Origin of the sequence: Streptomyces pacificus, assembly GCF_011766325.1 — a bacterium.
GTDB classification, from domain to species: Bacteria; Actinomycetota; Actinomycetes; order Streptomycetales; family Streptomycetaceae; genus Streptomyces; species Streptomyces pacificus.
This window is the reverse complement of record NZ_BLLG01000007.1, coordinates 1-25,645: the sequence shown is the minus strand read 5'-3', so window position 1 is coordinate 25,645 and position 25,645 is coordinate 1. Positions and strand designations below refer to the sequence as shown.

The 25,645-nt window shown below is 72.2% G+C and carries 24 protein-coding genes; 17 read left to right on the top strand and 7 right to left on the bottom strand.

The window, feature by feature from the left end; all coding sequences use genetic code 11:
* The first annotated feature begins 10 nt into the window (after nucleotides 1–10).
* The 8 genes from SCWH03_RS13950 (at nucleotide 11) to pstB (ending at nucleotide 9,611) form a co-directional block, all read left to right on the top strand.
* Entirely contained in the window at nucleotides 11–634 is a 624-nt protein-coding gene (locus SCWH03_RS13950) for a hypothetical protein (RefSeq protein ID WP_173264553.1), read from the top strand.
* Between the two features lie 186 nt (nucleotides 635–820).
* Nucleotides 821–3,043 carry an RNA degradosome polyphosphate kinase gene (locus tag SCWH03_RS13945; protein WP_173264552.1) on the top strand — a complete coding sequence of 741 codons (2,223 nt, stop codon included), beginning with the start codon at nucleotides 821–823 and terminating at the stop codon, nucleotides 3,041–3,043.
* 220 nt (nucleotides 3,044–3,263) lie between these two features.
* Nucleotides 3,264–4,565, top strand: a complete 1,302-nt coding sequence (locus SCWH03_RS13940; RefSeq protein ID WP_173264551.1) for a CHAD domain-containing protein — start codon at nucleotides 3,264–3,266, stop codon at nucleotides 4,563–4,565.
* On the top strand, nucleotides 4,562–4,990 hold the full coding sequence (locus SCWH03_RS13935) for an NUDIX hydrolase (protein WP_173264550.1): 429 nt from the start codon (nucleotides 4,562–4,564) through the stop codon (nucleotides 4,988–4,990). Before SCWH03_RS13940 ends, SCWH03_RS13935 begins: the two co-directional genes overlap by 4 nt.
* A 473-nt stretch (nucleotides 4,991–5,463) precedes the next feature.
* Nucleotides 5,464–6,597, top strand: coding sequence for a phosphate ABC transporter substrate-binding protein PstS (gene pstS, locus SCWH03_RS13930; RefSeq protein WP_173264549.1), 1,134 nt, complete (start codon nucleotides 5,464–5,466; stop codon nucleotides 6,595–6,597).
* Nucleotides 6,598–6,733: 136 nt separating this feature from the next.
* The gene (pstC, locus tag SCWH03_RS13925) at nucleotides 6,734–7,726 is read left to right on the top strand and encodes a phosphate ABC transporter permease subunit PstC (protein ID WP_173264548.1); all 993 of its coding nucleotides are present in this window, start codon (nucleotides 6,734–6,736) and stop codon (nucleotides 7,724–7,726) included.
* Nucleotides 7,726–8,805, top strand: coding sequence for a phosphate ABC transporter permease PstA (pstA, locus tag SCWH03_RS13920; protein ID WP_173264547.1), 1,080 nt, complete (start codon nucleotides 7,726–7,728; stop codon nucleotides 8,803–8,805). Before pstC ends, pstA begins: the two co-directional genes overlap by 1 nt.
* Nucleotides 8,806–8,834: 29 nt before the next feature.
* Complete coding sequence (pstB, locus tag SCWH03_RS13915; protein ID WP_173264546.1) at nucleotides 8,835–9,611, top strand: phosphate ABC transporter ATP-binding protein PstB; 777 nt, start codon at nucleotides 8,835–8,837, stop codon at nucleotides 9,609–9,611.
* 417 nt (nucleotides 9,612–10,028) lie between these two features.
* Here pstB and SCWH03_RS13910 read toward each other — a convergent pair whose 3' ends face one another.
* The gene (locus SCWH03_RS13910; protein ID WP_173264545.1) at nucleotides 10,029–11,027 is read right to left on the bottom strand and encodes an inorganic phosphate transporter; all 999 of its coding nucleotides are present in this window, start codon (nucleotides 11,025–11,027) and stop codon (nucleotides 10,029–10,031) included.
* A gap of 6 nt (nucleotides 11,028–11,033) precedes the next feature.
* The gene (locus SCWH03_RS13905) at nucleotides 11,034–11,654 is read right to left on the bottom strand and encodes a DUF47 domain-containing protein (RefSeq protein WP_173264544.1); all 621 of its coding nucleotides are present in this window, start codon (nucleotides 11,652–11,654) and stop codon (nucleotides 11,034–11,036) included.
* A 188-nt stretch (nucleotides 11,655–11,842) separates the two neighbouring features.
* On the opposite strand from SCWH03_RS13905, the gene SCWH03_RS13900 reads away from it, so the two are divergent.
* Entirely contained in the window at nucleotides 11,843–12,193 is a 351-nt protein-coding gene (locus SCWH03_RS13900; protein ID WP_254076754.1) for a metal-sensitive transcriptional regulator, read from the top strand.
* Between the two features lie 49 nt (nucleotides 12,194–12,242).
* Here SCWH03_RS13900 and SCWH03_RS13895 read toward each other — a convergent pair whose 3' ends face one another.
* Both SCWH03_RS13895 and SCWH03_RS13890 read right to left on the bottom strand, forming a co-directional pair.
* On the bottom strand, nucleotides 12,243–12,410 hold the full coding sequence (locus SCWH03_RS13895; protein WP_173264543.1) for a hypothetical protein: 168 nt from the start codon (nucleotides 12,408–12,410) through the stop codon (nucleotides 12,243–12,245).
* Nucleotides 12,411–12,509: 99 nt separating this feature from the next.
* Nucleotides 12,510–13,337 carry an SCO4651 family lipoprotein gene (locus SCWH03_RS13890; protein WP_173264542.1) on the bottom strand — a complete coding sequence of 276 codons (828 nt, stop codon included), beginning with the start codon at nucleotides 13,335–13,337 and terminating at the stop codon, nucleotides 12,510–12,512.
* A gap of 60 nt (nucleotides 13,338–13,397) precedes the next feature.
* On the opposite strand from SCWH03_RS13890, the gene SCWH03_RS13885 reads away from it, so the two are divergent.
* On the top strand, nucleotides 13,398–13,553 hold the full coding sequence (locus SCWH03_RS13885; protein ID WP_173264541.1) for a hypothetical protein: 156 nt from the start codon (nucleotides 13,398–13,400) through the stop codon (nucleotides 13,551–13,553).
* 140 nt (nucleotides 13,554–13,693) lie between these two features.
* Here the strand turns inward: SCWH03_RS13885 and SCWH03_RS13880 are convergent, their stop codons facing one another.
* Entirely contained in the window at nucleotides 13,694–14,404 is a 711-nt protein-coding gene (locus SCWH03_RS13880) for a phosphatase PAP2 family protein (RefSeq protein WP_173264540.1), read from the bottom strand.
* A gap of 271 nt (nucleotides 14,405–14,675) precedes the next feature.
* The gene (locus SCWH03_RS13875) at nucleotides 14,676–15,686 is read right to left on the bottom strand and encodes a C40 family peptidase (protein WP_173264539.1); all 1,011 of its coding nucleotides are present in this window, start codon (nucleotides 15,684–15,686) and stop codon (nucleotides 14,676–14,678) included.
* A gap of 388 nt (nucleotides 15,687–16,074) precedes the next feature.
* Here SCWH03_RS13875 and SCWH03_RS13870 point away from each other — a divergent pair, with 388 nt between their 5' ends.
* The 7 genes from SCWH03_RS13870 (at nucleotide 16,075) to SCWH03_RS13840 (ending at nucleotide 24,977) form a co-directional block, all read left to right on the top strand.
* Entirely contained in the window at nucleotides 16,075–16,866 is a 792-nt protein-coding gene (locus SCWH03_RS13870; RefSeq protein ID WP_173264538.1) for a thioesterase family protein, read from the top strand.
* 559 nt (nucleotides 16,867–17,425) lie between these two features.
* A complete protein-coding gene (locus SCWH03_RS13865) occupies nucleotides 17,426–17,734 on the top strand; it encodes a DUF8827 family protein (protein WP_017945892.1) in 309 nt (102 codons plus the stop codon).
* Nucleotides 17,735–17,912: 178 nt separating this feature from the next.
* Complete coding sequence (locus SCWH03_RS13860; protein WP_173264537.1) at nucleotides 17,913–18,743, top strand: DUF8175 domain-containg protein; 831 nt, start codon at nucleotides 17,913–17,915, stop codon at nucleotides 18,741–18,743.
* A 133-nt stretch (nucleotides 18,744–18,876) separates the two neighbouring features.
* The gene (locus tag SCWH03_RS13855) at nucleotides 18,877–20,205 is read left to right on the top strand and encodes a hypothetical protein (RefSeq protein WP_173264536.1); all 1,329 of its coding nucleotides are present in this window, start codon (nucleotides 18,877–18,879) and stop codon (nucleotides 20,203–20,205) included.
* A complete protein-coding gene (locus SCWH03_RS13850) occupies nucleotides 20,202–21,755 on the top strand; it encodes an SCO6880 family protein (protein ID WP_173264535.1) in 1,554 nt (517 codons plus the stop codon). The genes SCWH03_RS13855 and SCWH03_RS13850 overlap by 4 nt, the downstream gene beginning before the upstream one ends.
* 43 nt (nucleotides 21,756–21,798) lie before the next feature.
* Nucleotides 21,799–23,220 carry an ATP-binding protein gene (locus SCWH03_RS13845; RefSeq protein WP_173264534.1) on the top strand — a complete coding sequence of 474 codons (1,422 nt, stop codon included), beginning with the start codon at nucleotides 21,799–21,801 and terminating at the stop codon, nucleotides 23,218–23,220.
* 77 nt (nucleotides 23,221–23,297) lie between these two features.
* Nucleotides 23,298–24,977, top strand: coding sequence for a type VI secretion protein (locus SCWH03_RS13840; RefSeq protein ID WP_173264736.1), 1,680 nt, complete (start codon nucleotides 23,298–23,300; stop codon nucleotides 24,975–24,977).
* Between the two features lie 25 nt (nucleotides 24,978–25,002).
* Here the strand turns inward: SCWH03_RS13840 and SCWH03_RS13835 are convergent, their stop codons facing one another.
* Nucleotides 25,003–25,554 carry a GNAT family N-acetyltransferase gene (locus SCWH03_RS13835; RefSeq protein WP_173264533.1) on the bottom strand — a complete coding sequence of 184 codons (552 nt, stop codon included), beginning with the start codon at nucleotides 25,552–25,554 and terminating at the stop codon, nucleotides 25,003–25,005.
* Nucleotides 25,555–25,645: the final 91 nt, after the last annotated feature.

Here is a 25,645-nt window from a genome sequence, read left to right as displayed (position 1 = left end):
CTCCTCACTCGTGGCGAAGTGGAACCGGGCAGCGGCGGCCGCCTTCTGGTCGGTGGACCGTGCTCTCGGGGGTCAGCGGGCTCCGACCCGGGTGCAGATATGGGCGGCGGGTCACCCGATCGGTGCCGGTCTGTGCATGTTCGCACCCTCCGCCCTCTTCTTCCTGGCAACGTCCCCGGGCGAGGAACCCCCGGACGCGGCGCTGTTCCTGGGGGCGGTCGTGGGCCTGCTCTTCTCCCTCACCGCGCTGGCCGAGCGAGGCCGGCAGCGCAGACTGGCGCGCCTGGGCGTGTGGAACGGGCCCGGGCGGCGTGCGCCCTCCGTCCGGCGCGGCACGGCGCACGCGGCCCGCCGTGAGGCGACAGCCGGAGTCCGCTGGTCCGTTCTCGGCGCGTGGACGGCGTGGTGGGCCTTCCTCACCGCCGCGCTGTGGCTGCTCGGCCGGGCAGCCGGTCAGCCACCGGCCCTCCTGGGATGCGCGGCCTCGGCACTGTTCGTGATCGTTCTTGGTGAGGCCGGCGACCATCTGCGGCGCCGCTGTGCCGCGAGACGCACCCGTGCCCGGCCGGACGCCGGCGGACAGACCGGGCCGCTCACGGGTGCCACACCGCCGGACGGTGGGCACGACGCATGACACGACGCATGAGGCGCCCGGGGGCCACCCCGGACGTCATGTTCTCGTTACCGGCCATTCAGGCACTCTTGCGACCCTCGCGGAATGCAGACCGCTGTGCCCACCGCCCCGCGGAACGGGCGCCCCCACCCCGCCGGGGCCCGCTCCGGCGCGCCCGGTCACCCCTTTGCGCGGAACAATGGGTCCATGAGCCAGCAGCCCGCCGAGGTACCGGTCCACAGCCCCCAGCCGTCCGTCGGCTCCATCGCCGCGCACCGCCCGCGCGCGATGTCCGCCGCGGTCTCCGGCCTGGAGCCCGACATCGACGCCGACCTCGACGCCTACGACGGCGACGCCGAGGGCGCCGAGCTGCCCCAGGGCCGCTTCCTGGACCGCGAGCGCAGCTGGCTCGCGTTCAACGAGAGGGTCCTGGAGCTCGCCGAGGACCCCGGCACACCGCTCCTGGAGCGGGCGAACTTCCTCGCGATCTTCGCCTCGAACCTGGACGAGTTCTTCATGGTCCGGGTGGCCGGACTCAAGCGCCGCATCGCGACCGGCGTCGCGACCCGCTCCGCCTCAGGGCTGCAGCCCCGCGAGGTGCTGGAGCTGATCTGGAACCGCTCCCGCGAGCTCATGGCCCGGCACGCCGCCTGCTTCCAGCAGGAGGTCGGCCCGGCCCTCGCCGACGAGGGCATCCACCTCATACGGTGGCCCGAACTCACGGACAAGGAGCAGGCCCGCCTGTTCACCCTGTTCCGCCAGCAGATCTTCCCGGTCCTCACCCCGCTGGCCGTGGACCCCGCCCACCCCTTCCCGTATATCTCGGGCCTGTCGCTGAACCTCGCCGTGGTCGTCCGCAACCCGGTCAGCGGCCACCGCCACTTTGCCCGGGTGAAGGTGCCACCGCTGCTGACCCGCTTCCTGGAAGCCTCCCCGCAGCGCTATGTGCCGCTCGAGGACGTCATCGCGGCCCATCTCGAGGAGCTCTTCCCCGGCATGGAGGTGCTCGCGCACCACATGTTCCGGGTGACCAGGAACGAGGATCTCGAGGTCGAGGAGGACGACGCGGAGAACCTGCTCCAGGCCCTGGAGAAGGAGCTGCTGCGCCGCCGGTTCGGCCCACCGGTCCGGCTGGAGGTCGAGGAGTCCATCGACCCGTACGTGCTGGACCTGCTGGTCCGGGAGCTGAAGATCTCCGAGGCCGAGGTCTACCCGCTGCCGGGTCCGCTGGACCTGACCGGCCTGTTCGGGATCGTCTCGCTCGACCGGCCCGAGCTGAAGTACCCGAAGTTCATCGCCGGCACCCACCGCGACCTCTCGGAGGTCGAGTCGGCGTCGGCCCCCGACATCTTCGCCGCGCTGCGCGAGCGGGACGTGCTCCTGCACCACCCGTACGACTCGTTCTCCACCTCCGTCCAGGCCTTCCTGGAGCAGGCGGCCGGCGACCCCGACGTCCTGGCGATCAAGCAGACGCTGTACCGGACCTCCGGCAAGTCGCCGATCGTGGACGCGCTGATCGACGCGGCCGAGTCCGGCAAGCAGGTCCTCGTCCTGGTCGAGATCAAGGCGCGCTTCGACGAGCAGGCCAACATCAAGTGGGCCCGCAAGCTGGAGGAGGCCGGCTGCCACGTGGTCTACGGGCTCGTCGGCCTGAAGACCCACTGCAAGCTGTCGCTCGTGGTCCGGCAGGAAGGGGACACGCTGCGCCGCTACTCGCACGTCGGAACCGGCAACTACCACCCCAAGACCGCCCGGCTGTACGAGGACCTCGGCCTGCTCACCGCGGACCCGCAGGTCGGCGCCGACCTGTCCGACCTGTTCAACCGGCTCTCCGGCTACTCGCGCCGCGAGACCTACCGGCGGCTGCTCGTCGCCCCCAAGTCGCTGCGCGACGGGCTGGTCGCCCGGATCAACAAGGAGATCGTCCACCACCGGGCCGGGCGCCCCGCCTACGTCCGTATCAAGGTCAACTCGATGGTCGACGAGACGGTCATCGACGCGCTCTACCGCGCGTCCCGGGCCGGCGTGCCGGTCGACGTCTGGGTCCGCGGGATCTGCGCGATCCGGCCGGGTGTGCCGGGCCTGTCCGAGAACATACGGGTCCGCTCCGTGCTCGGGCGCTTCCTGGAGCACTCACGGATCTTCGCCTTCGGCAACGGCGGCGAGCCCGAGGTGTGGTTCGGCAGCGCCGACATGATGCACCGCAACCTCGACCGCCGGATCGAGGCACTCGTCCGGGTCACCGACCCGGCCCACCGCGCGGCCCTGACCCGGCTCATGGAATCCGGCATGTCCGACTCCACCTCGTCCTGGCACCTCGGCGCCGACGGCGAGTGGACCCGCCACGCGACCGACGGGGACGGGCACCCGCTGCGGCACGTCCAGGAGATGCTCATAGACGCCCGGAGGCGCCGGCGTGCACAACCGTGACCTCCCCCCGGGGCCGCCAGGGCATGCCGCGAAAGCCCCTCCCGACCTGCGACGCCAGGCAGGCACTCCCGCAGCGTTGCCGGATTCGCCCGAGTATGCCCCGTACGACGGGCACGGGGGGCACGACGGGCACGGGGGGCACGACGGGCACGGGGGCGACCCCCCGCCCGGAGAGCGCACGCACCAGACGCCGCAGGCCCCGCCCTGCGGGCGGACGGGGTTGCTTCCCCCACACGGCCCAGGGGCCGGTGCCGACCAGATCCTGGCCGGCTATCTGCGGAAACAGGCCGGCGACTTCCTCCGCGGCCTGCGACTGCACGGCCGGAGCGGGGCGGACACCCACCGTACGGCGGAGGCCACCAGAGCTCTGCGGGAAGCCGCGCACCGCATCCGCGGGGCACTCCACACCTTCCGGCCCCTGCTCGATCCGGCCTGGGCGGACCAGCTGCGCACCGAGCTCGCCTGGCTCTCCGGCGTGCTCGCCGAGGAGCACGCCTGCACGGCCCGGCTGAACCGGCTGCTCGACGCCCTGGCCCGGCTCTCGGGCACCCAGCCGGTGCCTGCGGCCAGGACCGGGGCCGGCGCGACCGGACCGACCGGACCGACCGGACCGACCGGACCGACCGAGGGCAGACCGCAGTCAGAGGTGCCGGAACCGCACAGGCCGGAAGCAGGCGTGCCGGAGGCGGACAGGCCGGAGCGGGGCAGGTGGGCCGGGGGAACACCGGCTGAGGACGGGCGCGCCGAGGGCACACGGGTCGAGAACGGGCCCGCGCCGGAGGAAGCCCCGGCCACCCCGCGCCCGGCGGCCACCCCGCGCCCGGCGGCCACCCCGGTCCCGGCCGCCGGGGCGCCCGGCGCCCTCACCGTCGGCGGCGCCCGCGCCGGGGCACTGCTGGAACGGCGGCTGACCCTCGGCCGCACCCGGGCCCACTCCGCGGCCCTCCAGGCACTGGGATCCTCACGGTTCCACGCGGTCGCTGACGCCGTCGCGCTGCTGGCCTCCGATGTGCCGCTGGCCGCGACCCCCGCCGCGACCGGCGCCGCCCTCGCGGCCCACGCGGAGGTCGCCGAGCGCAGACTGCTCGCCGCGGTCACCGCACTGCCGCTGGCCCGCGCGGCCCACCCGTACAACGCCGAAGCCCTGGTCCTGGGCCTCGCCGCCGCCCCCGCCGGCGAGGCCCAGGACGCCCCCTGGCACCAGGTACGGGAGCTGCTGCGGCTGCATGTCTACGCCCAGGAGGTGCTGGGGGCCGGATGCGGCACCGGACCCGACCGGCGGCTCACCGCCGCGGGCCGCACCCTGGACCGGCACCGCGACGCCGCTGCGGCGGCCGCGGCCGCCGCAGCGGCCGCCCGTACCCCCCGTATCGCGCCGGCCACCGCGTACGCCCTCGGTGTGCTCCACGCCGACCAGCGCCACGAGGTCGAAGCCGCCCGCTTCGCCTTCCAGCAGGCATGGCAGGAAGCATGCCGCGCACCCGGCGGGCCCCGTGACCGGTACGCACCGGCGGCGCCATGAGCGGCGCCTCGGACGGCACCGTCCTCGCGGCCGGCTGCGTACTGTGGCGCCGCTCCCCGCGGGCGGCCGGGGAAATCGAGATCTGCCTGGTCCACCGCCCCCGGTACGACGACTGGTCGCACCCGAAGGGCAAGCTCAAGCAGGGCGAGCCCGCACTGGACGGAGCACTGCGCGAGGTGCGTGAGGAGACCGGCCACCAGGGGGTGCCGGGCCCGGCCCTGCCGACGGTCCGCTACCTCGTGGACGGCCGCCCCAAGCAGGTCAGCTACTGGGCGGCCGAGGCCCCGGCGCCGGGTCGCTTCACCCCGGGCCGGGAGGTCGACCGCATCGCCTGGCTGCCCCCCGACGCCGCCCGGCGCCGGATCACCGAGCCCCGCGACCGGACCCTCGTCGACGCACTGCTGAAGTCCCTCGGCACCCGCTGACCACCGACCCCCGCCCCGCTCCACGGCCGGCCCCGGGCCCCGAACCACCGCAGGCCCCGGTCCCCGGGTGACGGGCCCGGCCCCGATCACCGCGGGAACCCCTCACCGCCCGCGGCACCACGCCCCCGCGCACACCACTCCCGCAGGACCGGGCACCCCGCCCCCCCCAGGGCGCCCCGCGACCCCCGGGCCGGGTCCCCCGGCGCCGCACCAGCCGGACCGCCGGGAGGTCGCGCCCCCGCCGGACCGCCGGGAGGTCACGCCCCGATAAAGGGGGAACTTCTTTGTCCGGCAGGGTTCACCTCCCGTTCACCACCCCCCGTCGGCGGCTTCACCTGTTCTGCCTAATTTCGGACCTACCCGGTGCCCGGCCGAGTGCCGCACCACCCACCCCGACACGCGCCGCCGTAGAACGACGGGGACTGACGAGTCCCCGAGCGCGACCCGGCGGCTTCTGGAAGGAACAGCCGAAAGTGAAGCTTCAGCGCAAGAACGGGCTTCGCGCCACCGCGCTCGGTGCCCTCGCCCTGTCCGGCGCCCTGGTCCTCACGGCGTGTGGCTCGGACGACAACACCGGCGGCACCGACAGCGCGGGCGGGCCGAAGACCGCCGCGTCGGACATCGACTGCGAGGGCGCCGGGGGACAGCTGATGGCCTCCGGCTCCAGCGCCCAGAAGAACGCCATGGACCTGTGGGTGAAGAACTACATGGCCGCCTGCACCGGCGTGGAGGTCAACTACAAGTCCTCCTCCTCCGGCGAGGGCATCGTCGCCTTCAACCAGGGCACCGTCGGCTTCGCCGGCTCCGACTCCGCGCTGAAGCCCGACGAGGTCGAGGAGTCCAGGAAGGTGTGCGGGTCCGGCCAGGGCATCAACCTCCCCATGGTCGGCGGCCCGATCGCCATCGGCTACCACCTGCCCGGCGTCGAGGGCCTGGTCCTGGACGCCCCGACCGTCGCCAAGATCTTCGACACGAAGATCAAGAAGTGGAACGACCCCGCGATCGCCGCGCTCAACCCGGGCGTCGAGCTGCCCGACACCGCCATCCAGGCCTTCCACCGCTCCGAGGACTCCGGCACCACCCAGAATCTGGGCAAGTACCTCGGCAAGGCCGCCCCGGACGACTGGAAGTACGAGGCAGAGAAGAAGTGGCCCGCCCCGGGCGGCCAGGCGGCGCAGGGCTCCTCCGGTGTCGCGGCCCAGGTCAAGCAGGTCCCGGGCGCCATCGGCTACTTCGAGCTCTCCTACGCGAAGTCCCAGGACATCCCGGCGGTCTCGATCGACACCGGTGCCTCCGCGCCGGCCGAGGCCACCTCGGAGAACGCGTCCAAGGCCATCGCCGCCGCCAAGATCAAGGGCACCGGCAAGGACCTGGCGCTCGACCTCGACTACACCACCAAGGCCGAGGGCGCCTACCCGCTCGTCCTGGTCACCTACGAGGTCGTCTGCGACACCGGCAACAAGGCCGAGTCCCTCGCCACGGTCAAGTCCTTCCTCAGCTACACGGCCTCGGACGAGGGCCAGAAGATCCTCACCGACGCCGGCTACGCCCCGATCCCGACCGAGATCAACGCCAAGGTCCGCGAGACCGTCGACGGCCTCTCGTAACCGGCCGGCTTCCGCGACGGCCGAGGCCGGCCCGGACCACCACTCCGGGCCGGCCTCCCCGCCGTCCACCCTCCGGTGCACCGCCGCCAGGGGAACCGCGTCCCGCGGGCCCTTCCCCCACCAGACCGGAAAGATCATGGCTTCCACCACACCCACAGAGACACCGCCGGCACCCCCGGCCGCCTCGCGCCGCGCCGCGTCCACCGGCCGCGTGGGGGACAAGGTCTTCCTTGGCCTCTCCCGTGGATCGGGCATCCTGCTCCTCGCGATCATGGCGTCGATCGCCGTGTTCCTCGGCTACCGCGCCGCCCTCGCCATCTCCGAGAACGAAGGCGACTTCCTCACCACCTTCGACTGGAACCCGGCCGGCGACCCGCCCGTCTTCGGCATCGCGGTCCTCCTCTTCGGCACCGTCGTGAGCTCGATCATCGCCATGGCCATCGCGGTCCCCGTCGCGGTCGGCATCGCCCTCTTCATCTCCCACTACGCGCCCCGCCGCATAGCCGCCCCGCTCGCCTACGTCGTCGACCTGCTGGCCGCCGTCCCGTCGATCATCTACGGCATCTGGGGAGCCCTCTTCCTCGTCCCGTACCTGGGCGGGCTGAACCTCTGGCTGGACGAGTACCTGGGCTGGACGTACGTCTTCGACAAGACCGAGGTCGGCGTCGCCCGCTCGCTCTTCACCGTCGGCATCCTGCTCGCCATCATGATCCTGCCGATCGTGACCAGCGTGAGCCGCGAGGTCTTCCTCCAGGTCCCGCGGATGAACGAGGAGGCCGCACTCGCCCTCGGCGCGACCCGCTGGGAGGTCATCCGGATGTCGGTGCTCCCCTTCGGCCGCTCCGGCGTCATCTCCGCCTCGATGCTCGGCCTCGGCCGCGCGCTCGGCGAGACCATGGCCGTGGCCACGGTGCTGTCCCCGAGCTTCGTCATCTCGCTCCACATCCTCGACCCGGGCGGCGGGACGTTCGCCCAGAACATCGCCGCGAAGTTCGACGAGGCCGACCAGTTCGGCCGGGACGCCCTGATCGCCTCCGGTCTGGTCCTCTTCGTGCTCACCCTGCTGGTCAACGGCGCCGCACGGCTGATCATCGCGCGCCGCAAGGAGTACTCGGGGGCGAACGCCTGATGAGCCACGCACCCGTGAGGGACGTCCGCGCCGGCGCCCCCGCCCCGCGCCGGGGGAACACGTTGAGCCGCCGCGGGCTGCCCCGCTGGGCCCAGCCCGCCCTCGCGCTCGTCTCCGTCGCGCTCGGCTGCGGCATCGGCCTGGCCGCCGGCTGGGAGAGCCGCGTCCAGTGGGGCCTGGTCGCCGCCCTGCTGTTCGTGGCCGTCTCGTACACGACCACCTCGATCGTCGAGAACCGCCGCCAGGCCAGGGACCGCCTCGCCACCAGCGTCGTCTGGGTGTGCTTCGTCCTCGCCGTGCTTCCGCTGCTCTCCCTGATCTGGGTGACGGTCAGCCGGGGCATGAAGGCCCTCGACGGATACTTCCTCACCCACTCGATGGCCGGAGTCCCCGGTTTCGAGACCGGCGGCGGCGTCTACCACGCCCTGGTCGGCACCCTGGAGCAGGTCGGTCTCGCGACCCTGATCTCCGTGCCCGTCGGCCTGCTGACCGCCGTCTACCTGGTCGAGTACGGGAAGGGCAACCTGGCCAGGGCCGTGACCTTCTTCGTCGACGTCATGACCGGCATCCCGTCGATCGTCGCCGGGCTCTTCATCCTGTCGATCATGCTGATGGCCGGCTGGTCCCCGTCCGGGTTCATGGGCTCGCTCGCCCTCACCATCCTGATGATCCCGGTGGTGGTCCGGTCCACCGAGGAGATGCTCAAGCTGGTCCCGAACGAGCTGCGCGAGGCCTCCCTCGCCCTCGGCGTCCCCAAGTGGCGGACGATCACCAAGGTCGTCATCCCGACCGCCGTCGGCGGCATCTCGACCGGTGTGATGCTGGCCGTCGCCCGGATCGCGGGTGAGACCGCTCCGATCATGCTGCTCGTCTTCGGCAGCCAGCTGATCAACGCCAACCCCTTCGAAGGCGCCCAGTCCTCGCTCCCCTTCTACATCTGGGAGCAGTACCGGGTCGGCAGCGAGGCGTCCTACGACCGCGCCTGGGCCGCCGCCCTCGTACTGATCGCCTTCGTCATGATCCTCAACCTGGTGGCCCGCGGCATCGCCCGCTGGAAGGCACCGAAGACCGGCCGCTGAGCGCGCGGCGATTGGGAAGTGACTGAGTAATGGCCAAGCGAATCGACATCAGCGGACTGTCCGCCTTCTACGGCTCCCACAAGGCGATCGAGGACATCTCGATGACCGTGGAGCCCCGCTCGGTGACGGCCTTCATCGGCCCGTCCGGCTGCGGCAAGTCGACGTTTCTGCGCACCCTGAACCGCATGCACGAGGTCACCCCCGGCGGCCGCGTCGAGGGCAAGGTGATGCTGGACGACGAGAACCTGTACGCCAGGGAGGTCGACCCGGTGGCGGTACGGCGCACGGTCGGCATGGTGTTCCAGCGGCCCAACCCGTTCCCCACCATGTCGATCTTCGACAATGTGGCGGCGGGCCTGCGGCTGAACGGCTCCTACAAGAAGACCGAACTCAACGCCGTCGTCGAGCGCTCGCTGCGCGGCGCGAACCTCTGGAACGAGGTCAAGGACCGCCTGAACAAGCCCGGCTCCGGCCTCTCCGGCGGCCAGCAGCAGCGCCTGTGCATCGCCCGGGCGATCGCGGTCGAGCCCGACGTGCTGCTGATGGACGAGCCCTGCTCGGCGCTCGACCCCATTTCCACGCTGGCGATCGAGGACCTGATCGGCGAGCTCAAGGAGCGCTTCACGATCGTCATCGTGACGCACAACATGCAGCAGGCGGCGCGCGTCTCCGACCGCACCGCGTTCTTCAACCTCTCGGCGGTCGGGCAGCCGGGCAGGCTGATCGAGATAGACGAGACGGAGCGGATCTTCTCCAACCCGTCCGTCCAGGCGACCGAGGACTACATCTCGGGCCGCTTCGGCTGAGCACCCCCTACTGCCCCGCGGTGCTGCATGGCGGTGCCACCGCGGGGTGAACGGTCGGCCCCCTCTCCTCGCGAGCGGGGGCCGACGTCGTACCGCGCCCCGCTGCGCGGGGGCGCGTCCGAGTGCCACGCCGGGCACCGGGGCACCGGGCGTCTGCCCGCGCGCCCGCCCCGCCCCGGCCCCGGCCGGGACCACGACCGGGACCGGGGAGCGCAGCGCCCGCGCGGCCCGCCCGGGCGACCCCTCGGGCCCGCGCTGCCCCTGACGGGGCGGTCCCGCGGGCGGAGCGCAGCGCCCGCGCGGCCCCCCGGGCCGAGGGCCCCGGGGTTCGCCGGAAGGCCGCCCCCACGCGGCAGGCGGACGCCCCGGCCCGGAAGCGGGGTGCGGCGTACGCGCGCGGCCGTGCCGCGGTACGGGCTAGCCGAACGCCAGGTCCACGATCCAGAAGCTCAGCGCCGCCACCAGCGCCGCGGCCGGCATGGTGATGAACCAGCCCATCACGATGTTCTTCGCGACGCCCCAGCGCACCGCGCTCACCCGCTTGGTCGCCCCGACACCCATGATCGCGGAGGTGATCACATGCGTGGTGGAGATCGGCGCGTGGAAGAGGAACGCCGAGCCGAACATGATCGACGCACCGGTCGTCTCCGCCGCGAAGCCCTGCGGCGGGTCAAGTTCGATGATCTTGCGTCCGAGCGTCCGCATGATCCGCCAGCCGCCCGCGTAGGTACCGAGCGACAGCATCACCGCACAGACGATCTTCACCCATACCGGAATGGGGTCGCCGTAGTCCTCGGCACCGGCGATGACCAGGGCCATCACCACGATGCCCATCGTCTTCTGCGCGTCCTGGAGGCCGTGTCCCAGGGCCATTCCCGCCGCGGACACGGTCTGGGCTATGCGGAAGCCGCGCTTCGCCTTCGCCGGGTTGGCCCGCCGGAAGATCCACATGATCGCGCACATCACGAGGTAGCCGGCGACGAGGCCGACGAGCGGCGAGACGAACATCGGAATGACGACCTTGTCGAGCACCCCGCCCCAGATGACCTCGGTGCCGCCGGCCAGCGCCGCTCCCACCATGCCGCCGAAGAGGGCGTGCGAGGACGACGAGGGCAGGCCGAAATACCAGGTGACCAGGTTCCAGATGATCGCGCCGACCAGCGCGGCGAACAGGATGCCCATGCCCCTGTCGCCGCTGGGCGTCGCGATCAGGCCCTCGCTCACCGTCCTGGCGACCCCGCTGCCCAGGAAGGCGCCGGCGAGATTCATCACGGCGGCCATGACCAGCGCGGCACGCGGCGTCAGGGCACGCGTCGACACGGAGGTGGCGATCGCGTTCGCGGAGTCGTGGAAGCCGTTGGTGTAGGTGAAGAAGAGCGCGACCCCGATGGTCACGACCAGTGCAAAGGTGTCCACGTCCGCTCAGGACTCCTTGACCGCGATGGTCTCCACCGTGTTCGCCACGTGCTCGAACGCGTCCGCGGCCTCCTCGAGCACATCGACGATCTGCTTGAGCTTCAGCACCTCGATGGCGTCGTACTTGCCGTTGAAGAGGTGCGCGAGGAGTCTGCGGTGGATCTGGTCCGCCTGGTTCTCCAGGCGGTTCACCTCGATCCAGTACTCGGTGAGGTTGTCCATCGTCCGCAGGTGCGGCATCGCCTCCGCGGTCAGCTCCGCGGCCCGCGCCAGTACCTCGATCTGCTGCTCGACGCCCTTGGGCAGCTCGTCGATGCTGTAGAGGACGACCAGGTCGACGGCCTCCTCCATGAAGTCCATGATGTCGTCGAGCGACGAGGCGAGGGCGTAGATGTCCTCGCGGTCGAAGGGCGTGATGAACGAGGAGTTCAGCTGATGGAAGATCGCGTGCGTGGCGTCGTCCCCGGCGTGCTCCGCCGCACGCATCCGTTCCGCGATCTCGGCCCGGGCGGGACCGTCCGCGCCGAGCAGTTCCATCAGGAGTTTCGAGCCCGTCACGATGTTGTCCGCGGACGCGGCGAACATGTCGTAGAAGCTCGTCTCCCTGGGGGTCAGACGAAATCGCACGTGGGGTCCTCGGGGTACTGGGTCTGGGCCGGGCTGATGCCGGGCGGCATCAGCCGGACACGGCTTGCCGGCGCCTCCTCAGTGTCGCCCATGGACGGGAGAGAGCGGCACGGGGCCCTGACCGAACCGCCAGGGATCGGTACCATATACCCATGAGGGGTATACCGGACAGGTCTGCGGGAGGACCGATGACGACCACGGAGACAGCCGACGGACTGCCGGTGAGGGCCCACCGGGAATCCGGCCACGAACAGGGCGTCCACGGCTACCACAAGCAGAAGGACGAGCATCTCAAGCGGCTGCGCCGGATCGAGGGCCAGATCCGCGGGCTGCAGCGCATGGTCGGGGAGGACACGTACTGCATCGACATCCTCACGCAGGTCTCCGCCTCCACGAAGGCGCTGCAGTCCTTCGCGCTGCAGCTGCTGGAGGAGCATCTGCGGCACTGCGTCGCCGACGCCGCACTCAAGGGCGGCGACGAGATCGACACCAAGGTCGAGGAGGCCACCAGGGCGATCGCCCGCATGCTGCGGACCTGATCCCCGCCCACCGGGGGGCCGGCCGCGACCGCCGCGGCGGCGGCCGGCCTCACTGGGCGTCGATCGCGCTCACATGGACGTTGAGCACCTCGTCGATACGGGCGGGGCTGAGCCGCTCCCCGTCCGCGGCCGAGGCGGCGATCATCAGCTCGCCGCACAACTCGATCTCGGCGAGGGCGACGCGGTCCTGGACCGTCGGCGTACTGGCGGGAGCCACGTGCGTTCACCTCTTCCGGCCGGTGTCGGCTTCCCAGCGTAGGGAGCGGGTACCCACCGCGCATGGCACGTCCGGACCATTTACCGACCCCCCCGGTACCTACATCCGGACGCGTCCCGTGAAGATGTCCCTGCGGTCGGGAAGCCGCACCACGACGGGGACGCCGAACTCGTACAGCAGGGTGGTGGACGCGACGGCGACCGTTCTGCCCTGGTTCGCGAAGCTGAACTGATGGCGCACCTTGCGCAGCCGCCCCTCGGAGTCGAGGTAGGCGTCGAAGGCCACGGCGTCCTGGTCGAAGCCCTTCGCCGCGGCGGTGAGCGCCCCCCGGGCATGGGCGGACGCGGCCCTCGCCGCGTGCCCGATGTCGGTGACTCCGCGGTAGTGCGCGACCTGAACCCCCGCCAGCTCCACATGCCCGACGAACGTCGCGCTCCGCGCCCCGCGCAGCAGCTCCGCCGCGGCGGCCGGGTCCGTGGCACCGCCGGTGACCAGATTGCCGTCCGTCAGCACCGTCGTATCCACCCTGACCCATTTGTCCGCCGGCACCCCGGCGCCGCGGTCCTTCATATACAGGGCTCCCGGAGCGAGCAGTTCGGTGATCGGCTGCCGACCGCTGGAGCCGGCCGGATCACTGGGCAGAACCACGCGGAGCCGGCCCATGGCCCGCCGGAAGTCGTACCCGCCCTCGCCCCGGATGGTGACCCGGGTCCCGCCGGCGGCCGTCTCCATGGCGGTGCGCGCCTTCGCCGTACCGGCCTCGGCCAGCACGTCCGCCGCCCTGCGCACGCTGAGCAGGGGATCCGTAACCGCACGGGCGTCGGCGACGGCGTCCCCGCCTCCGGAGCAGCCGGCGGTACCGGACACACCCATCACGGCGGCGGCGGCACACGCGCCGCGCCTGAGCCAGTGCTGCTGCACCACCATCGCCTGTCAACCCCCAACACGCTCGCCGCTGCCCCGCATAACGACCGGTACCGTGGAAGGGTGCGCCCCGCTCACCACCACACCACGACCGTCGAGCGGGGCTCGTTCGCGCTGGCCCGCTGCTCCTGCGGCTGGACGGGCCCTGCCCGCCGCTCCCGGGAGCGCGCCCGTACGGATGCCGAGGCGCACGAGTCGGCGACGCCCGGCGGGGCCTGAGGATCCCCCCGGCGCGCCGCCTGCCCTGTTGCCCTGTGCTCCGCGGGGCTCCCGTTCCCCGGGCCCCACACCCGCCGGGCCGGGGTGCGGGAGCTCCCTCCGCGGGCCGGCGCGGCCCGCGGGGCTCGTGCCGCCGGCGCTCAGGCCGCCAGGTCGCTGCGCCCCGGCCGCACGTCCGGCTCGGGTATGTCGAGGATCTCGTGCGGTCGTTCAGACGCGGCCGCCCGCCGCGACCGCACGAGCCGGCCCGCGCTCCCCGAGCGGGACACCGCCGACACCAGCGGGGTGAGCAGGGCCTGCGCCAGGGGGGCGAGAAGCAGCACCACCGCCGTGCCGAGCGCGAAACCGCCGAGGACGTCGGTCGGGTAGTGGACGCCCATGTAGACGCGGCAGAAGCCCTCGGCGAGCGCGAGTCCGATCGCCGCGAACCCGAAGGCGCGGTGGGCGACGAACACCCCGACGCCGATGGCCATCGCCATCGTCGAGTGGTCGCTGACGAAGGAGAAGTCGGTCTTCCCGGCCACCAGGACCTCAAGGCCCCGGTGGTCGAGGAACGGCCTGGGCCGTTCGACGAAACCGCGGATCGGCACATTGATCAGCAGGGCGATGCCCGCCGCGAGCGGCGCCCAGACCAGCGCGGCGACCGCGCTGATCGAATCCTCGGCGGTACCGCTCCGGCGCACGCGCCACCAGCACCACAGCGCCACGAGGACGAGGGCGAGCATGATTCCGAACTCGCCGACGAACCCCATGACGCGGTCGAACCACGTCGGAGCCGCCCGGGCCAGCCCGTTGATGTCGTAGAGCAGGCCGACATCCGGATTCACGCCGTCGAGTGCGAGTCCAGCCATCTGCTGCGGCCCCTTGCCTGTGTGTCACCAGTCGCGGCGCGCACACCCGTGCGCGCCGCGTTCCGAGACCCCGTGTCCGGTGCGGTCTGTACGTACTGCTCCGGTCCAGGGAACGACCCGTTCCGCGGGTGCGTTCCACTCTCCACGAAACGATCACCATGACGTTATCGAAGAGTGATGCGCCGCCGCGATTCGGGCCAGGGGCGTACGGAGGGTTCCGGCCATGCCCGATGCCCCGCCGGCCCACCACCGGACGGCGGTCGGCCGGGCGTCAGGCGGCGGTCGGCGGTGGGCTCGGCAGCGCCTCGGCACCGCTCCTGGTCACCCGTGTCGCACCGAAGTAGTCCGGGGTGTCGATCCTGTCGAACCGGATCACCGCCCCGGTGTACGGCGCGTTGATCATATAGCCCCCGCCGACATACAACCCGACGTGCCTGATGGCTCGTGAGTCGGTCAGGTCGTCGGAGAAGAACACCAGGTCCCCGGGGAGCAGTTCGTCCCTCGAGGGGTGCGGTCCCGCGTTGTACTGGTCGTTGGCCACCCGCGGGAGCTCGATCCCGACGGTGCGGTACGCGGCCTGCGTCAGCCCCGAGCAGTCGAACCGGCCGCCCTGCTCCGGTGTCCCGTTCCCGCCCCAGAGGTACTTCGTGCCGAGCTTCTGCTGGGCGAAGTGGATCGCCCCGGCCGCCTGCCGCGACGGCTCCACCCGCCCGGCCGGCCGCGCGAAGCTCTTCTCCAGCGTCCGGATGACCTTCACGTAGTTCTGCGTCTCCCGGTAAGGCGGCACCCCGCCGTACTTGATCACGGCGTACGCTCCCGCGTTGTACGCGGCGAGCATGTTGTCCGTCGGGTCGCCCGGGGCCTTCTTCACATACCCCGCGAGCTTGCAGTCGTACGAGGCCGCCGAGGGGATCGCGTCGGCCGGGTCCCACACGTCGCGGTCCCCGTCACCGTCCCCGTCGACGCCGTGCGCAGCCCAGGTGCCGGGGATGAACTGGGCGATGCCCTGCGCGGCGGCATGGCTCTGGGCCCGCGGGTTCCAGCCGGACTCCTGGTACAGCTGCGCGGCGAGCAGCGCCGGGTTGATGGCCGGGCAGAGGTTGCCCCACTTCTGCACCAGCGGCTGGTACCGGGCGGGGACGGCCCCCTTGGCCAGCGCCACGGCCCCCTTGGCGCCGCCTGAGAGCCCCGCGGCGGCGGAGAAGGTCCCGACGACGAGCAGGGCGACGAAGCCCAGGCAGAGCCCGACGGCCCCGCCCGCGACGAGCCACGCCTTACGCACCGTCAATCACCCTTCGCCACACGGCAGTCCATAGCCCGCCAGTGTAGATGTGGAACACCCGGTTCAGGGGGCGCACAAGGGGCCCTGCGAAGCACGGCGGCGGCCACCGGACGGGGGCGGGCCGCCGGGACGGCGCGCCAGGACCGGAGGGAAAGCGGAACGGAACGCACCGGCCGGGACGGGACGGGCGCCCTGCACCTCGAAGCCGGGACGGGACGGGCGCCCTGCACCTCGAAGCCGGGACCGAGGCCGGGCGCAGGCCCCTGTCCAGGGACCGGGGCGGTGGCCAGGGGCCCGGCTCGACGGCGGTCCCAAGGGACTGTTCCGCCGGGTTACCCGCAGGTAGCGTGTGGGCGGTACACCCGTCCGCGGCGAGAGGCGGCTCCTCATGACGGAACACCCGGCGTTCTACGAGCGGATCTCCGAGGACCGCTTCTCGCCGACCGAGCACACCCGCGGCCCCTGGGACGCCGGATCGCAGCACGCCGGACCACCCGCGGCACTGCTCGGCCGCGCCGTGGAGGAGCGGCCGGGCGCCCGTCCCGGCATGCGTCTGGCACGCGTGACGTACGAGATCGTCCGCCCCGTGCCGATCCGCCCCCTGGAGGTGACGACGGCCGTCCTGCGGAGCGGGCGCGGCGTGGAGATCGTCGAGGCGGCGCTCACCCCCGAGGGCGGAACGCCGGTGATGTACGCCCGCGCCCTGCGCGTCCGCACGCTGACCGAGCCGGGACCGGCCGTCTCCGAGGGCCCGCGGGTGGCGGCGCCCGGCGAGACACCCGAGACGCCCTTCCTGGACGTGCCCTGGGACGTCGGGTACCACACCTCCATGGACTCCCGGTTCACCGAGGGGACCTTCCGGGAGCGGGGCCCCGGAACCTGCTGGATGCGGATGCGGATGCCGCTCGTCGCGGGCGAGGCGATCCGCCCGCTGGACCGCGTCCTGGTCGCCGCCGACTCCGGCAATGGCATCAGCAACGTCCTGGACTTCGAGCGCCATGTGTTCGTCAACGCCGACCTGACGGTCCATCTGCACCGCCACCCGGCGGGCGAGTGGGTCTGCGTCGAGGCCCGCACCAGCGTCGATCCGGCCGGCATCGGCCTGGCGGACGCCCGGCTGCACGACGAGAAGGGCCCGATCGGCCGCAGCGCCCAGAGCCTCTTCGTCGCCCCGCGCTGAGAACCTCCGCCGCGACGCCGCGCACGGTCAAGGCCGCCGCCTCCGGGAGGCGGCACGGGCCGGACCCGGTTGCGCCGCGCCACACGTCGGGCCGGGCCGCGCGGCACCCCCGGCCTCGGCAGCGGCGGCCGCCCGGCTACCCGGCTGCCCGGCCGCTCCACCGCACGGTCGCCGGCCGCGCGGTCGCCGGCCGTCGGCCGTCCCGGCGTCGCGGTTGCGGAGCCGCACTCCGGCTCCGCCCCGCGTTCACGGCCTTCCGCCGGACGCTTCCGGCCTGCTCCGGTGGGCGCCCCCGTGCCCGATTCACGCCCTGAGTGCCACAACGACAGTCATTGCCCGAAGTCACGCACCGTGATACACAGAGTGACGAAACGTGTCTTGACGCCCGTCCCTCCGCACGGGCAACCGCAGGTCAGAGCGACCGAACCGGCATCCATGCGCGGATCGGGTAAAGAGAGCCGCCAAGTCGGCGCACGCGGACGGTTTCATCAGCGAAGATAGAGGCGGCCTGTGCCGTGCGGCAGGGGCGTACAACTACCCAACAGGGGCGGTGAGTTATATGTACCTGGCGGCTGAGAAGGGCGACATCACCACCATCATCGGCGGAATCGCCCCGAACTGGGGGCCCTTCGGCAGCCTCGGGAACGAGGCACGCGTGATGATCGAGGTCGTGATGGCCGTCGCCATCCTGCTCTGCCTGGGCATCGCGATCTGGGGGGCCGCGAAGCAGCGCATCGGCGCCACGGCCCTCCGCGACACGTTCAGCGCGGAACAGGGCAAGGGCCTGATCGTCGCCGGCCTGACCGGCGTCTTCATCATCGGGTCACTGGGGACCCTGTTCACCATCGTGTACGGAATGGCCGTCTGACACCCCCGCACCCCCGCACCCCTTCATGTCCGCCCCGACACCACCCGTCCGTCGCGCCCACCGGCAGAGGTTGCGTCCCCCTGATGTCGAGTCACCACACTCCGCCCGCATCGCGTGCAGCAGGGCTACCGTCGTACTACGGCACGGCAACGCACACGGCTGAGGGGGCGCCCGCGGTATGAGCTACGACGACGAGACCGACGGCTTCGGCAGCGGCGCCGGCGGCGCGGGCCAGACCCGCACCCGCCTCCCCGGGGGCGGCACCGGCGACGTCTACGGCGGCGCCCGCAGGCCCGCCCGCACCTCCCGCTCGCTGGTCACGGTCGTGGGCGTGGTCGTCCTCCTCGTCTCCGCCATCGCCTTCGCCAACCGCGGCGACGGCGCCGTCCCGCCCGGAACCACCGGCACGGCCAAGGCCACCACCCCCACCGCGGCGACCGGCGTCCGCCCGGTGGCGGGCAGGCACGCGGGCATCCCCGCGGGGTACGCGAAGGACGAGCAGGGGGCGCAGAGCGCGGCGGCGAACTACGCGGTCGCCCTCGGCTCCGTCGGCATGTTCCAGCGGGACAGCCGCCACACGATCGTGGACAGGATCTACACACCCGAGGCCGCGGCGAAGCTGAAGGGACCCCAGGACTCCGCCTACTCCGCCGCGTTCCTCAAGAGGCTCGGACTCGACCCGGAGGGGAACGCCCCGGCGGGGAGCACCTTCGTCTCCCGCACGATCCCCGTGGGCACCCAGGTGGAGGCGTTCTCGGGCGACACCGCGAGGATCTCCGTCTGGTACACGGGGCTCATCGGGATGTCGGGCGAGGGCTCGACCGACCCGGTGCGCACCACGTGGAAGACCTGGACGTTCGACCTGCGGTGGACCGGCAACGACTGGAAGGTCGTCCAGGACTCCGAGAAGGACGGGCCCGCCCCGGTGCCCGGCGACATCACCGCCTCGACCTCGGACGAGATCAGCCAGGCCGTGCAGGAGTTCGGAGGGTTCACATATGCCCGGTAGCTCTCGGTTCCGCACCCGCGCCCGGGCCCGTACCCGGGCCGACGCCCGAACCCGTACGCGTATCCGAACCCGGTCCCACGCCCGTACCCGAACCCGAACCCGGGCCGGCTCGGTCCCGGCCCTGCTGGGGGGCGTGCAGGCCGCCGCCTTCCTGTTCGCGGGACGGGCCGCCGCCGCGCCCACCCCGGCACCGTCCCCGGAACCGGAACCCTCGCCGTCGCCCAGCGGGGACGCCGAAGCGTGCCGCTACCTCAGCGGCCACGCCAAGCGCTACTGCGAGGAGGGCGAACGCGCGGACGGCGCGGGTTCCTCCGTCTCCCCCGACCCGGCCGCCGCCCTCGACCCCCTCTCCTCACTCGCCCGCGGCTGCGCCGACGCCGCCGCCTGGGTGGTGGACACGCTCTCCAAGGCCGTGAAGTCCACCGCCGAGGTGGACTTCACCAACACCACCTTCCTCGGCCAGTACGCCGTCGTCTTCGCCGCCGCCACCTTCCTCACCCTCGTGCTGTGGCTGCTGGCCGTCGCCAAGCGCGCCATCCGCGGCGTCCCCCTCACCACCGCGATCTCCGAGGCCGTCGGCTTCCTCTGGCTCACCGTCCTCGCCTGCGCCTTCACCCCGCTGATCCTCTACACACTCGTCTCCGCGACCGACTCGATCACCGATGTGATCGCCCAGGGCACCGGTGGCCAGACCGACGTGTTCTTCGGCAGCTTCAAGGAGGCGCTGCAGAAGGGCGACGACATCGGCGGCGGGCCGATCATGCTCATCGTGGTCTCGCTGGTGACGATCGTCGCCGCCGGCATCCTCTACCTGGAGCTGTTCCTGCGCGCCGTCCTGCTGTACGTGGGCGCCCTGCTCGGCGTCGTCGTGTACTCGGGGCTCGTGGACAAGAACATGTGGGGCCACGTCCGCCGCTGGGCCGGAATCATGATCGCGGTGATCCTCGTCAAACCGGTCATCGTCATCGTGCTCGGCCTCGCCGGGGCGCTGTCCGCCGAGGACGGGCCGGACTCGTTCTCCGCGGTCGTCACGGGACTCGCCATCATCCTGCTTGCGATCTTCGCCTCCGCGATGATCTACCGTTTCGTCCCCGGGTTCGGCGACGAGATCGCCGCGTCCCGCAACAACCGGATCCAGAACGGCGCGGAGAGCAAGGCCGCCGCCGTCATCAGTTCGCCCGCCGCCCTCGTCTCGCAGGGCATCAAGACCCACAGCAGCCGCACCCACCAGCAGGGCGGGGGCGGCTCACCGGGCGGCAGCGCCCCGAGCCCCGTCGCCGGCGGAGTCGCCGCCCACAGCACACGCGGAGCCGGATCAGCCACCGCGAGCGGGAGCGGCGGAACCGCCGCCGCGCCCCCGCCCCGCAGCCCGGGCCCGGGCGGCACCCCGCACAGCCACCGCCGGAACTCCGCCAGCACCACCGGCACAAGCACAGGAAGCACAGGAGGTGGAGGGCGTTGACGACGCAGTCCCCGGCCATCGCGCCCCGCCGCACCTATCTGGTCGGCCGGGCCCGGCCGAACGCGATCATCGGCAAGAACCGCGAGACCGGCGAGATCGCCCTGATCATCGCCGGGGCCTTCCTCGGCATGATGAGCGGGCTGCTGGTCCCCGTACTCTCCCTGCGCATCGTGCTGCTCACCGGCTTCCCGCTGCTCGCCCTGGCCGCCGTGTACGTGCCGTACAAGCAGCGCACCTTCTACCGCTGGTACGAGATCAACCGCAGTTACAAGCGCACCCTGCGCCGGGGCACCGTCTACCGCTCCGGCGCCATGGAGGCGGGCACCCGCGCCGACGGCCGCGAGGTCGAGATCGGCCCGCCGCCCGGAATCGGCCGCATCAGCTGGCTCGCCGCCCCCTTCGGCCCGGACGAGATCGCCGTACTGCTGCACGCGGACCGGCGCACCGTCACCGCCGCCATCGAGATCGAGGGCCCCGGCGTCGGACTGCGCGACAGCGAGGACCAGGAAGCCCTGGTGGACCGTTTCGGCACCCTGCTGAAGCACGTCGCCAACGGCGACGGCTTCGTGACCCGCCTCCAGATGCTGGCCCGTACGCTGCCCGCCGACCCCGACGCACACGCCAAGGACGTCGCCCAGCGCGGCGACCCGGGCGCCCCCGGCTGGCTCCGGCAGTCCTACGACCAGCTCCAGTCGATGGTCTCCACCTCAAGCGAGCAGCACCGCGCCTACCTGGTCGCCTGCATGCACTACTCCAGGGAACTCGCCGCCGAGGCCCACGCCATGGCCCGCGCCGCCCGCCAGGCCACCGGCGCCAGGCGACTCGACAAGGACGCCGGACTCGCCGTCGTGATGGCGCGCGAACTCACCGACATCTGCGCCCGCCTCGCCGAGGCCGACATCCGGGTACGCCAGCCGCTCGGCCAGGCCCGGCTCGCCTCCCTCGTACACTCCATGTACGACCCGGACCACCCCATCGACCACATCCAGGCCATGACCAAGCGCAACGCGTGGCCCGCCGAACTCGACGCCGTGGAGCCCGGCTACCTCCAGGCCAAGACCCGCGAGTCCGCCACACGCGCACCCTGGTGCCACGCCACGGCCTGGGTGAAGGAGTGGCCGCTGACCCCCGTCGGCGTCAACTTCCTCGCCCCGCTGCTCGTCCACACCCCGGACGTGATCCGCACCGTCGCGGTCTGCATGGACCTGGAGCCCACCGAGGTCGCCATCGAGCGCATGCTCACGGAGAAGACCAACGACGAGGCCGAGGCCAGCCGGGCGGCGAAGATGAACCGCACCGTCGACCCCCGCGACATCGCCGCACACGGCCGGCTCGACCAGCGGGGTGAAGATCTCGCCAGCGGCGCGGCAGGCGTCAACCTCGTCGGGTACATCACTGTGTCGTCGCGTACGCCCGAGGCCCTGGCCAGGGACAAGCGCACGATCAGGGCCTCGGCCGGCAAGTCGTACCTGAAGCTGGAGTGGTGCGACCGCGAGCACCACCGGGCCTTTGTCAACACGCTGCCGTTCGCCACCGGCATCCGCCGATAGCGGCTGACACGCACCGACACGCGCCGATAGGGGCCCTCATCCGATGCGAGACCCGCTGTCCGTCCTCACCGAGTCCTTCACGTCCTTCCTCTTCGGAAAGGTCGAGACGACCCGCTCCCCCGTGCGCACCTCCACGGGCCAGGCGCAGGCCGTCTACCTGCCGACCGCGGCGCCGGGCCTCGGCGACTCGGGCGTGATCATCGGCCGCGAGGTCTACAGCGGCAAGGGCTACGTCTACGACCCGTTCCAGCTGTACGGGCAGCAGCTCCCCGCCCCCCACTGGCTGGTCCTCGGCGAGTCCGGCAACGGCAAGTCGGCGCTGGAGAAGACCTACGTCCTGCGGCAGCTCCGCTTCCGCGACCGCCAGGTCGTCGTCCTGGACGCGCAGGGCGAGGACGGCGTCGGCGAGTGGAACCTCATCGCCCAGGAGCTGGGGATAACCCCCATCCGGCTCGACCCGAGAGCAGCCCTGGACGACGGTATCCGCCTCAACCCGCTCGACCCGTCGATCACCACCACCGGGCAGCTCGCGCTGCTGCGCACCATCATCGAGGTCGCCCTGGGGCACGGCCTCGACGAGCGGGCGGGCTTCGCGCTCAAGGTGGCGCACGCGTACGTCAACGAGACCATCGGCGACCGGCAGCCGGTCCTCACCGACATCGTGGACCAACTGCGCCATCCGAAACCCGCATCGGCGGCGGCGATGAACGTCGACATCGACGACGTGCGGGCCTGGGGTCTCGACGTCGCCCTGGTACTCGACCGGCTCGTCGACGGCGACCTGCGCGGCATGTTCGACGGCCCGACCACCATCGGCATCGATCTGGACGCCCCCCTCATCGTCTTCGACCTGTCGCACATCGACCGCAACTCCATCGCCATGCCGATCCTGATGGCCATCGTCGGCGTCTGGCTGGAGCACACCTGGATCCGCCCCGACCGGAAGAAGCGCATCTTCCTCGTGGAGGAGGCCTGGCACATCATCAACAGCCCCTTCGTCGCACAGCTCTTCCAGCGGCTGCTGAAATTCGGCCGGCGACTCGGCCTGTCCTTCGTCGCCGTCGTCCACCACCTCAGCGACGTGGTCGACGGCGCCGCGGCCCGGGAGGCCGCCGCCATCCTCAAGATGGCGTCGACGCGCACGATCTACGCCCAGAAGGCGGACGAGGCCCGGGCGACGGGCAGGGTACTCGGACTGCCCCGGTGGGCTGTGGAGATCATCCCCACCCTGACGCCCGGCATCGCGGTCTGGGACGTCAACGGCAACGTCCAGGTCGTCAAGCACCTGGTGACGGAGGCCGAGCGCCCGCTGGTCTACACGGACCGGGCGATGACCGAGTCCGCGCTGCCGGAGTCCGCACTGCCGGAGGACGTGCGCGCCGCGGAACAGGAGGCGGAGGAGCGCGCGGCCTTCATCGAACGGCAGCAGCGACGGCTGGACTCCTCCGAGTCGACGGTGGCCTGACGGTGACGCGCGACCCGGGACACGGCCCGGGAGGGGAACGGCCGCGCCAGGGGCGGGGCGTCCCCGACGGCCTGCTCGTGGGTGTCCTCGGCCTGCTCGTGGGGCTGACCCTGCTGGTCTGGACGGCGACGGGGCTGGCCGGCCTGTTCGCGCACGGCTCCTGGCCGGAGGGCGTGACGTTCACCAACACCCCGCTCGCCATACGCAGCCTGGTGTCCGAGCCCAGGAACCTGCCCGCAGCCTGGCCCGCCACACCCCCCGACCGGCTGTCCGGCTACGGACTGTTCTGGGGGCTGCTCATCGGGCTGCTGATGACGCTCGTGGTGCTGACGGTCTTCGTCCTGGGAACCCTGTCCCGGTGGCGCGCGGTGCGGTCGCGCCGCGCGGCGGGCGGGGCGACGCGGGACGGGGGGACCCAGGACGGGGGGACGGACCAGGAGACGGACGGCCAGGGTGGGGACAGGGGCGGCCGGGAGACGGGCGGCCGGAAGGCAGGCGATGACGTCCCGGCCGGGGCGGGCACGTTCCTGGAGCGGGGGGTCTCCCGTCCGGGCCCGGGCGCCGGCGAGAAGCGCCCCGTCCCCGCGGGATCCGTGGTCCGCGCCGGCGCGGGCTCTCCCGTGGAGAACGCACAGGACTCGACCCCGACCGGCCACGCCACGGCTGCGGCTCCCGCCGCGCCCTCGGCCCCGGCCGCCCACCCGGCCGCAGCGCACCCGCACCCGCAGCCGCACCCGCACCCGCACCCGCACCCGCACCCGCACCCGCACCCGCACCCACCGCAGCAGACCGGTGGCCCGGCCCACCGCAGACCGCAGGTCCTCTACGGAGCCCCGTCCGCCCGGCGCCCTTCCGCGGTCCAGGCGATTGAGGAAGCCACCGGCCCCGCCCTCGTCGTCACATCCGATCCGACCCTCTGGTCGGAGACCAAGGACGCCAGGGCCGCACTCGGCCCGGTCCTCGTCTACGACCCCGGCCATCTCTGCGACACGCCCGCACGGCTCCACTGGTCCCCGACGGCCGGCTGCGCGGATCCGGCCACCGCGGCGAGCCGGGCGGCGGCTCTCTTCGCTCCCGTACGCCCCCACTCCCGACTCGACGAAGCCGTCGCGGACACCGCCGAATCGCTGCTGCGCTGCTGGCTGCACGCCGCAGCCGTGGACGGACGCCCGTTCAAACAGGTCCACCGCTGGGCCCAGGGAAGTGGCGCACATGAGCCCGTACGGATCCTCCGCACCCACCCGAAGGCCGCCTCCGGCCTCGCGGGGCTGCTCGAGTCGGCCCTCACCGCGCACAGTGAACGCCGGCAGATGGCCCTGGAGCTGACGGCCCGTACGCTGGGGGCCCTCTCCTCCGTCCACATCCGTCAGGTCTGCACGGCGAACCGAGCGGATTCGCTCACTCTGGAATCATTTGCGCACGAGGGGGGCACGCTCTATGTGGTGGGTGAATCCATCGAGGGTCCGCGCTCCCGTCCGGGGGCCATGCCACTCCTGACCGCACTCACCTCCAGCGTGGTCGAGCACGGCCGCCGCATGGCCGCACGGTCATCCGACGGTCGGCTCGACCCACCATTCACCCTCGTCCTGGACGACATCGCGGCCGTCGCCCCGCTGCCGCTCCTCCCGGAACTGCTGGCCACGGGTCCGGCCCTGGGCATGCCGACGCTTGCGCTGCTGCGTTCCCGCGAGCAGGGCCGTGCCCGCTGGCGCCGGCCGCCGATGCCCGACGCCGCTCCCGGGCCCGCCACTTCGTGACTACCCAAGCCGTCATGACCCCGCCTCAGGAACGGCGCAGTTCGTACGCGAGCTCCCGGGCCGAGGGATCGGACGGCAACGGTGCGGAGTCACCGCTCGGTACGAACCCGAACCGCCGGTAGAAAGCCCTCGCCCGGCCGTTTCCCTCATGCACATACAGCCGGATCCGCTCGACCGGAGGCTCGGACAGCGCCCACGACCAGGCGACGGCAGCCCGGAACAGCCCCTCGGTGACGCCGGTTCCCCGAGCCTCCGGCCGTACGAACACCCCGACGAGATGCGTCTGGTCGACCTGGGCCGACTGCCCGAACCCCGCATCGTGCGAGGGGCCCTCGACCCTCACCGTCACCGTCCCGACCCACCGCTCTTCGGAGTCCTCCGCGACGAACTGACGGAGGCGCGCCCCGTGAGCGGCCGCGTCGGTGTGGTCCCTCCAGTACTCCTCGGGCCGGCCCTCCGCCTGCTCGTAGGTATCCAGAAAGGCGATGTGTGCCACGGGATCCCGGAGGGCGGCCAGCCGGATCTCACGTGCCTTCTCCCACTCGCCGGCCCGTATGGCGCGAATGCTGTGTTCCATGCCCGGATACTCCCCGTGGCAACACCGGCTGTCCAGGCGATTTCTGCGCCTCACAGCCGCTCACAGCTCCGGCTTTGCCACCGACCGGCTC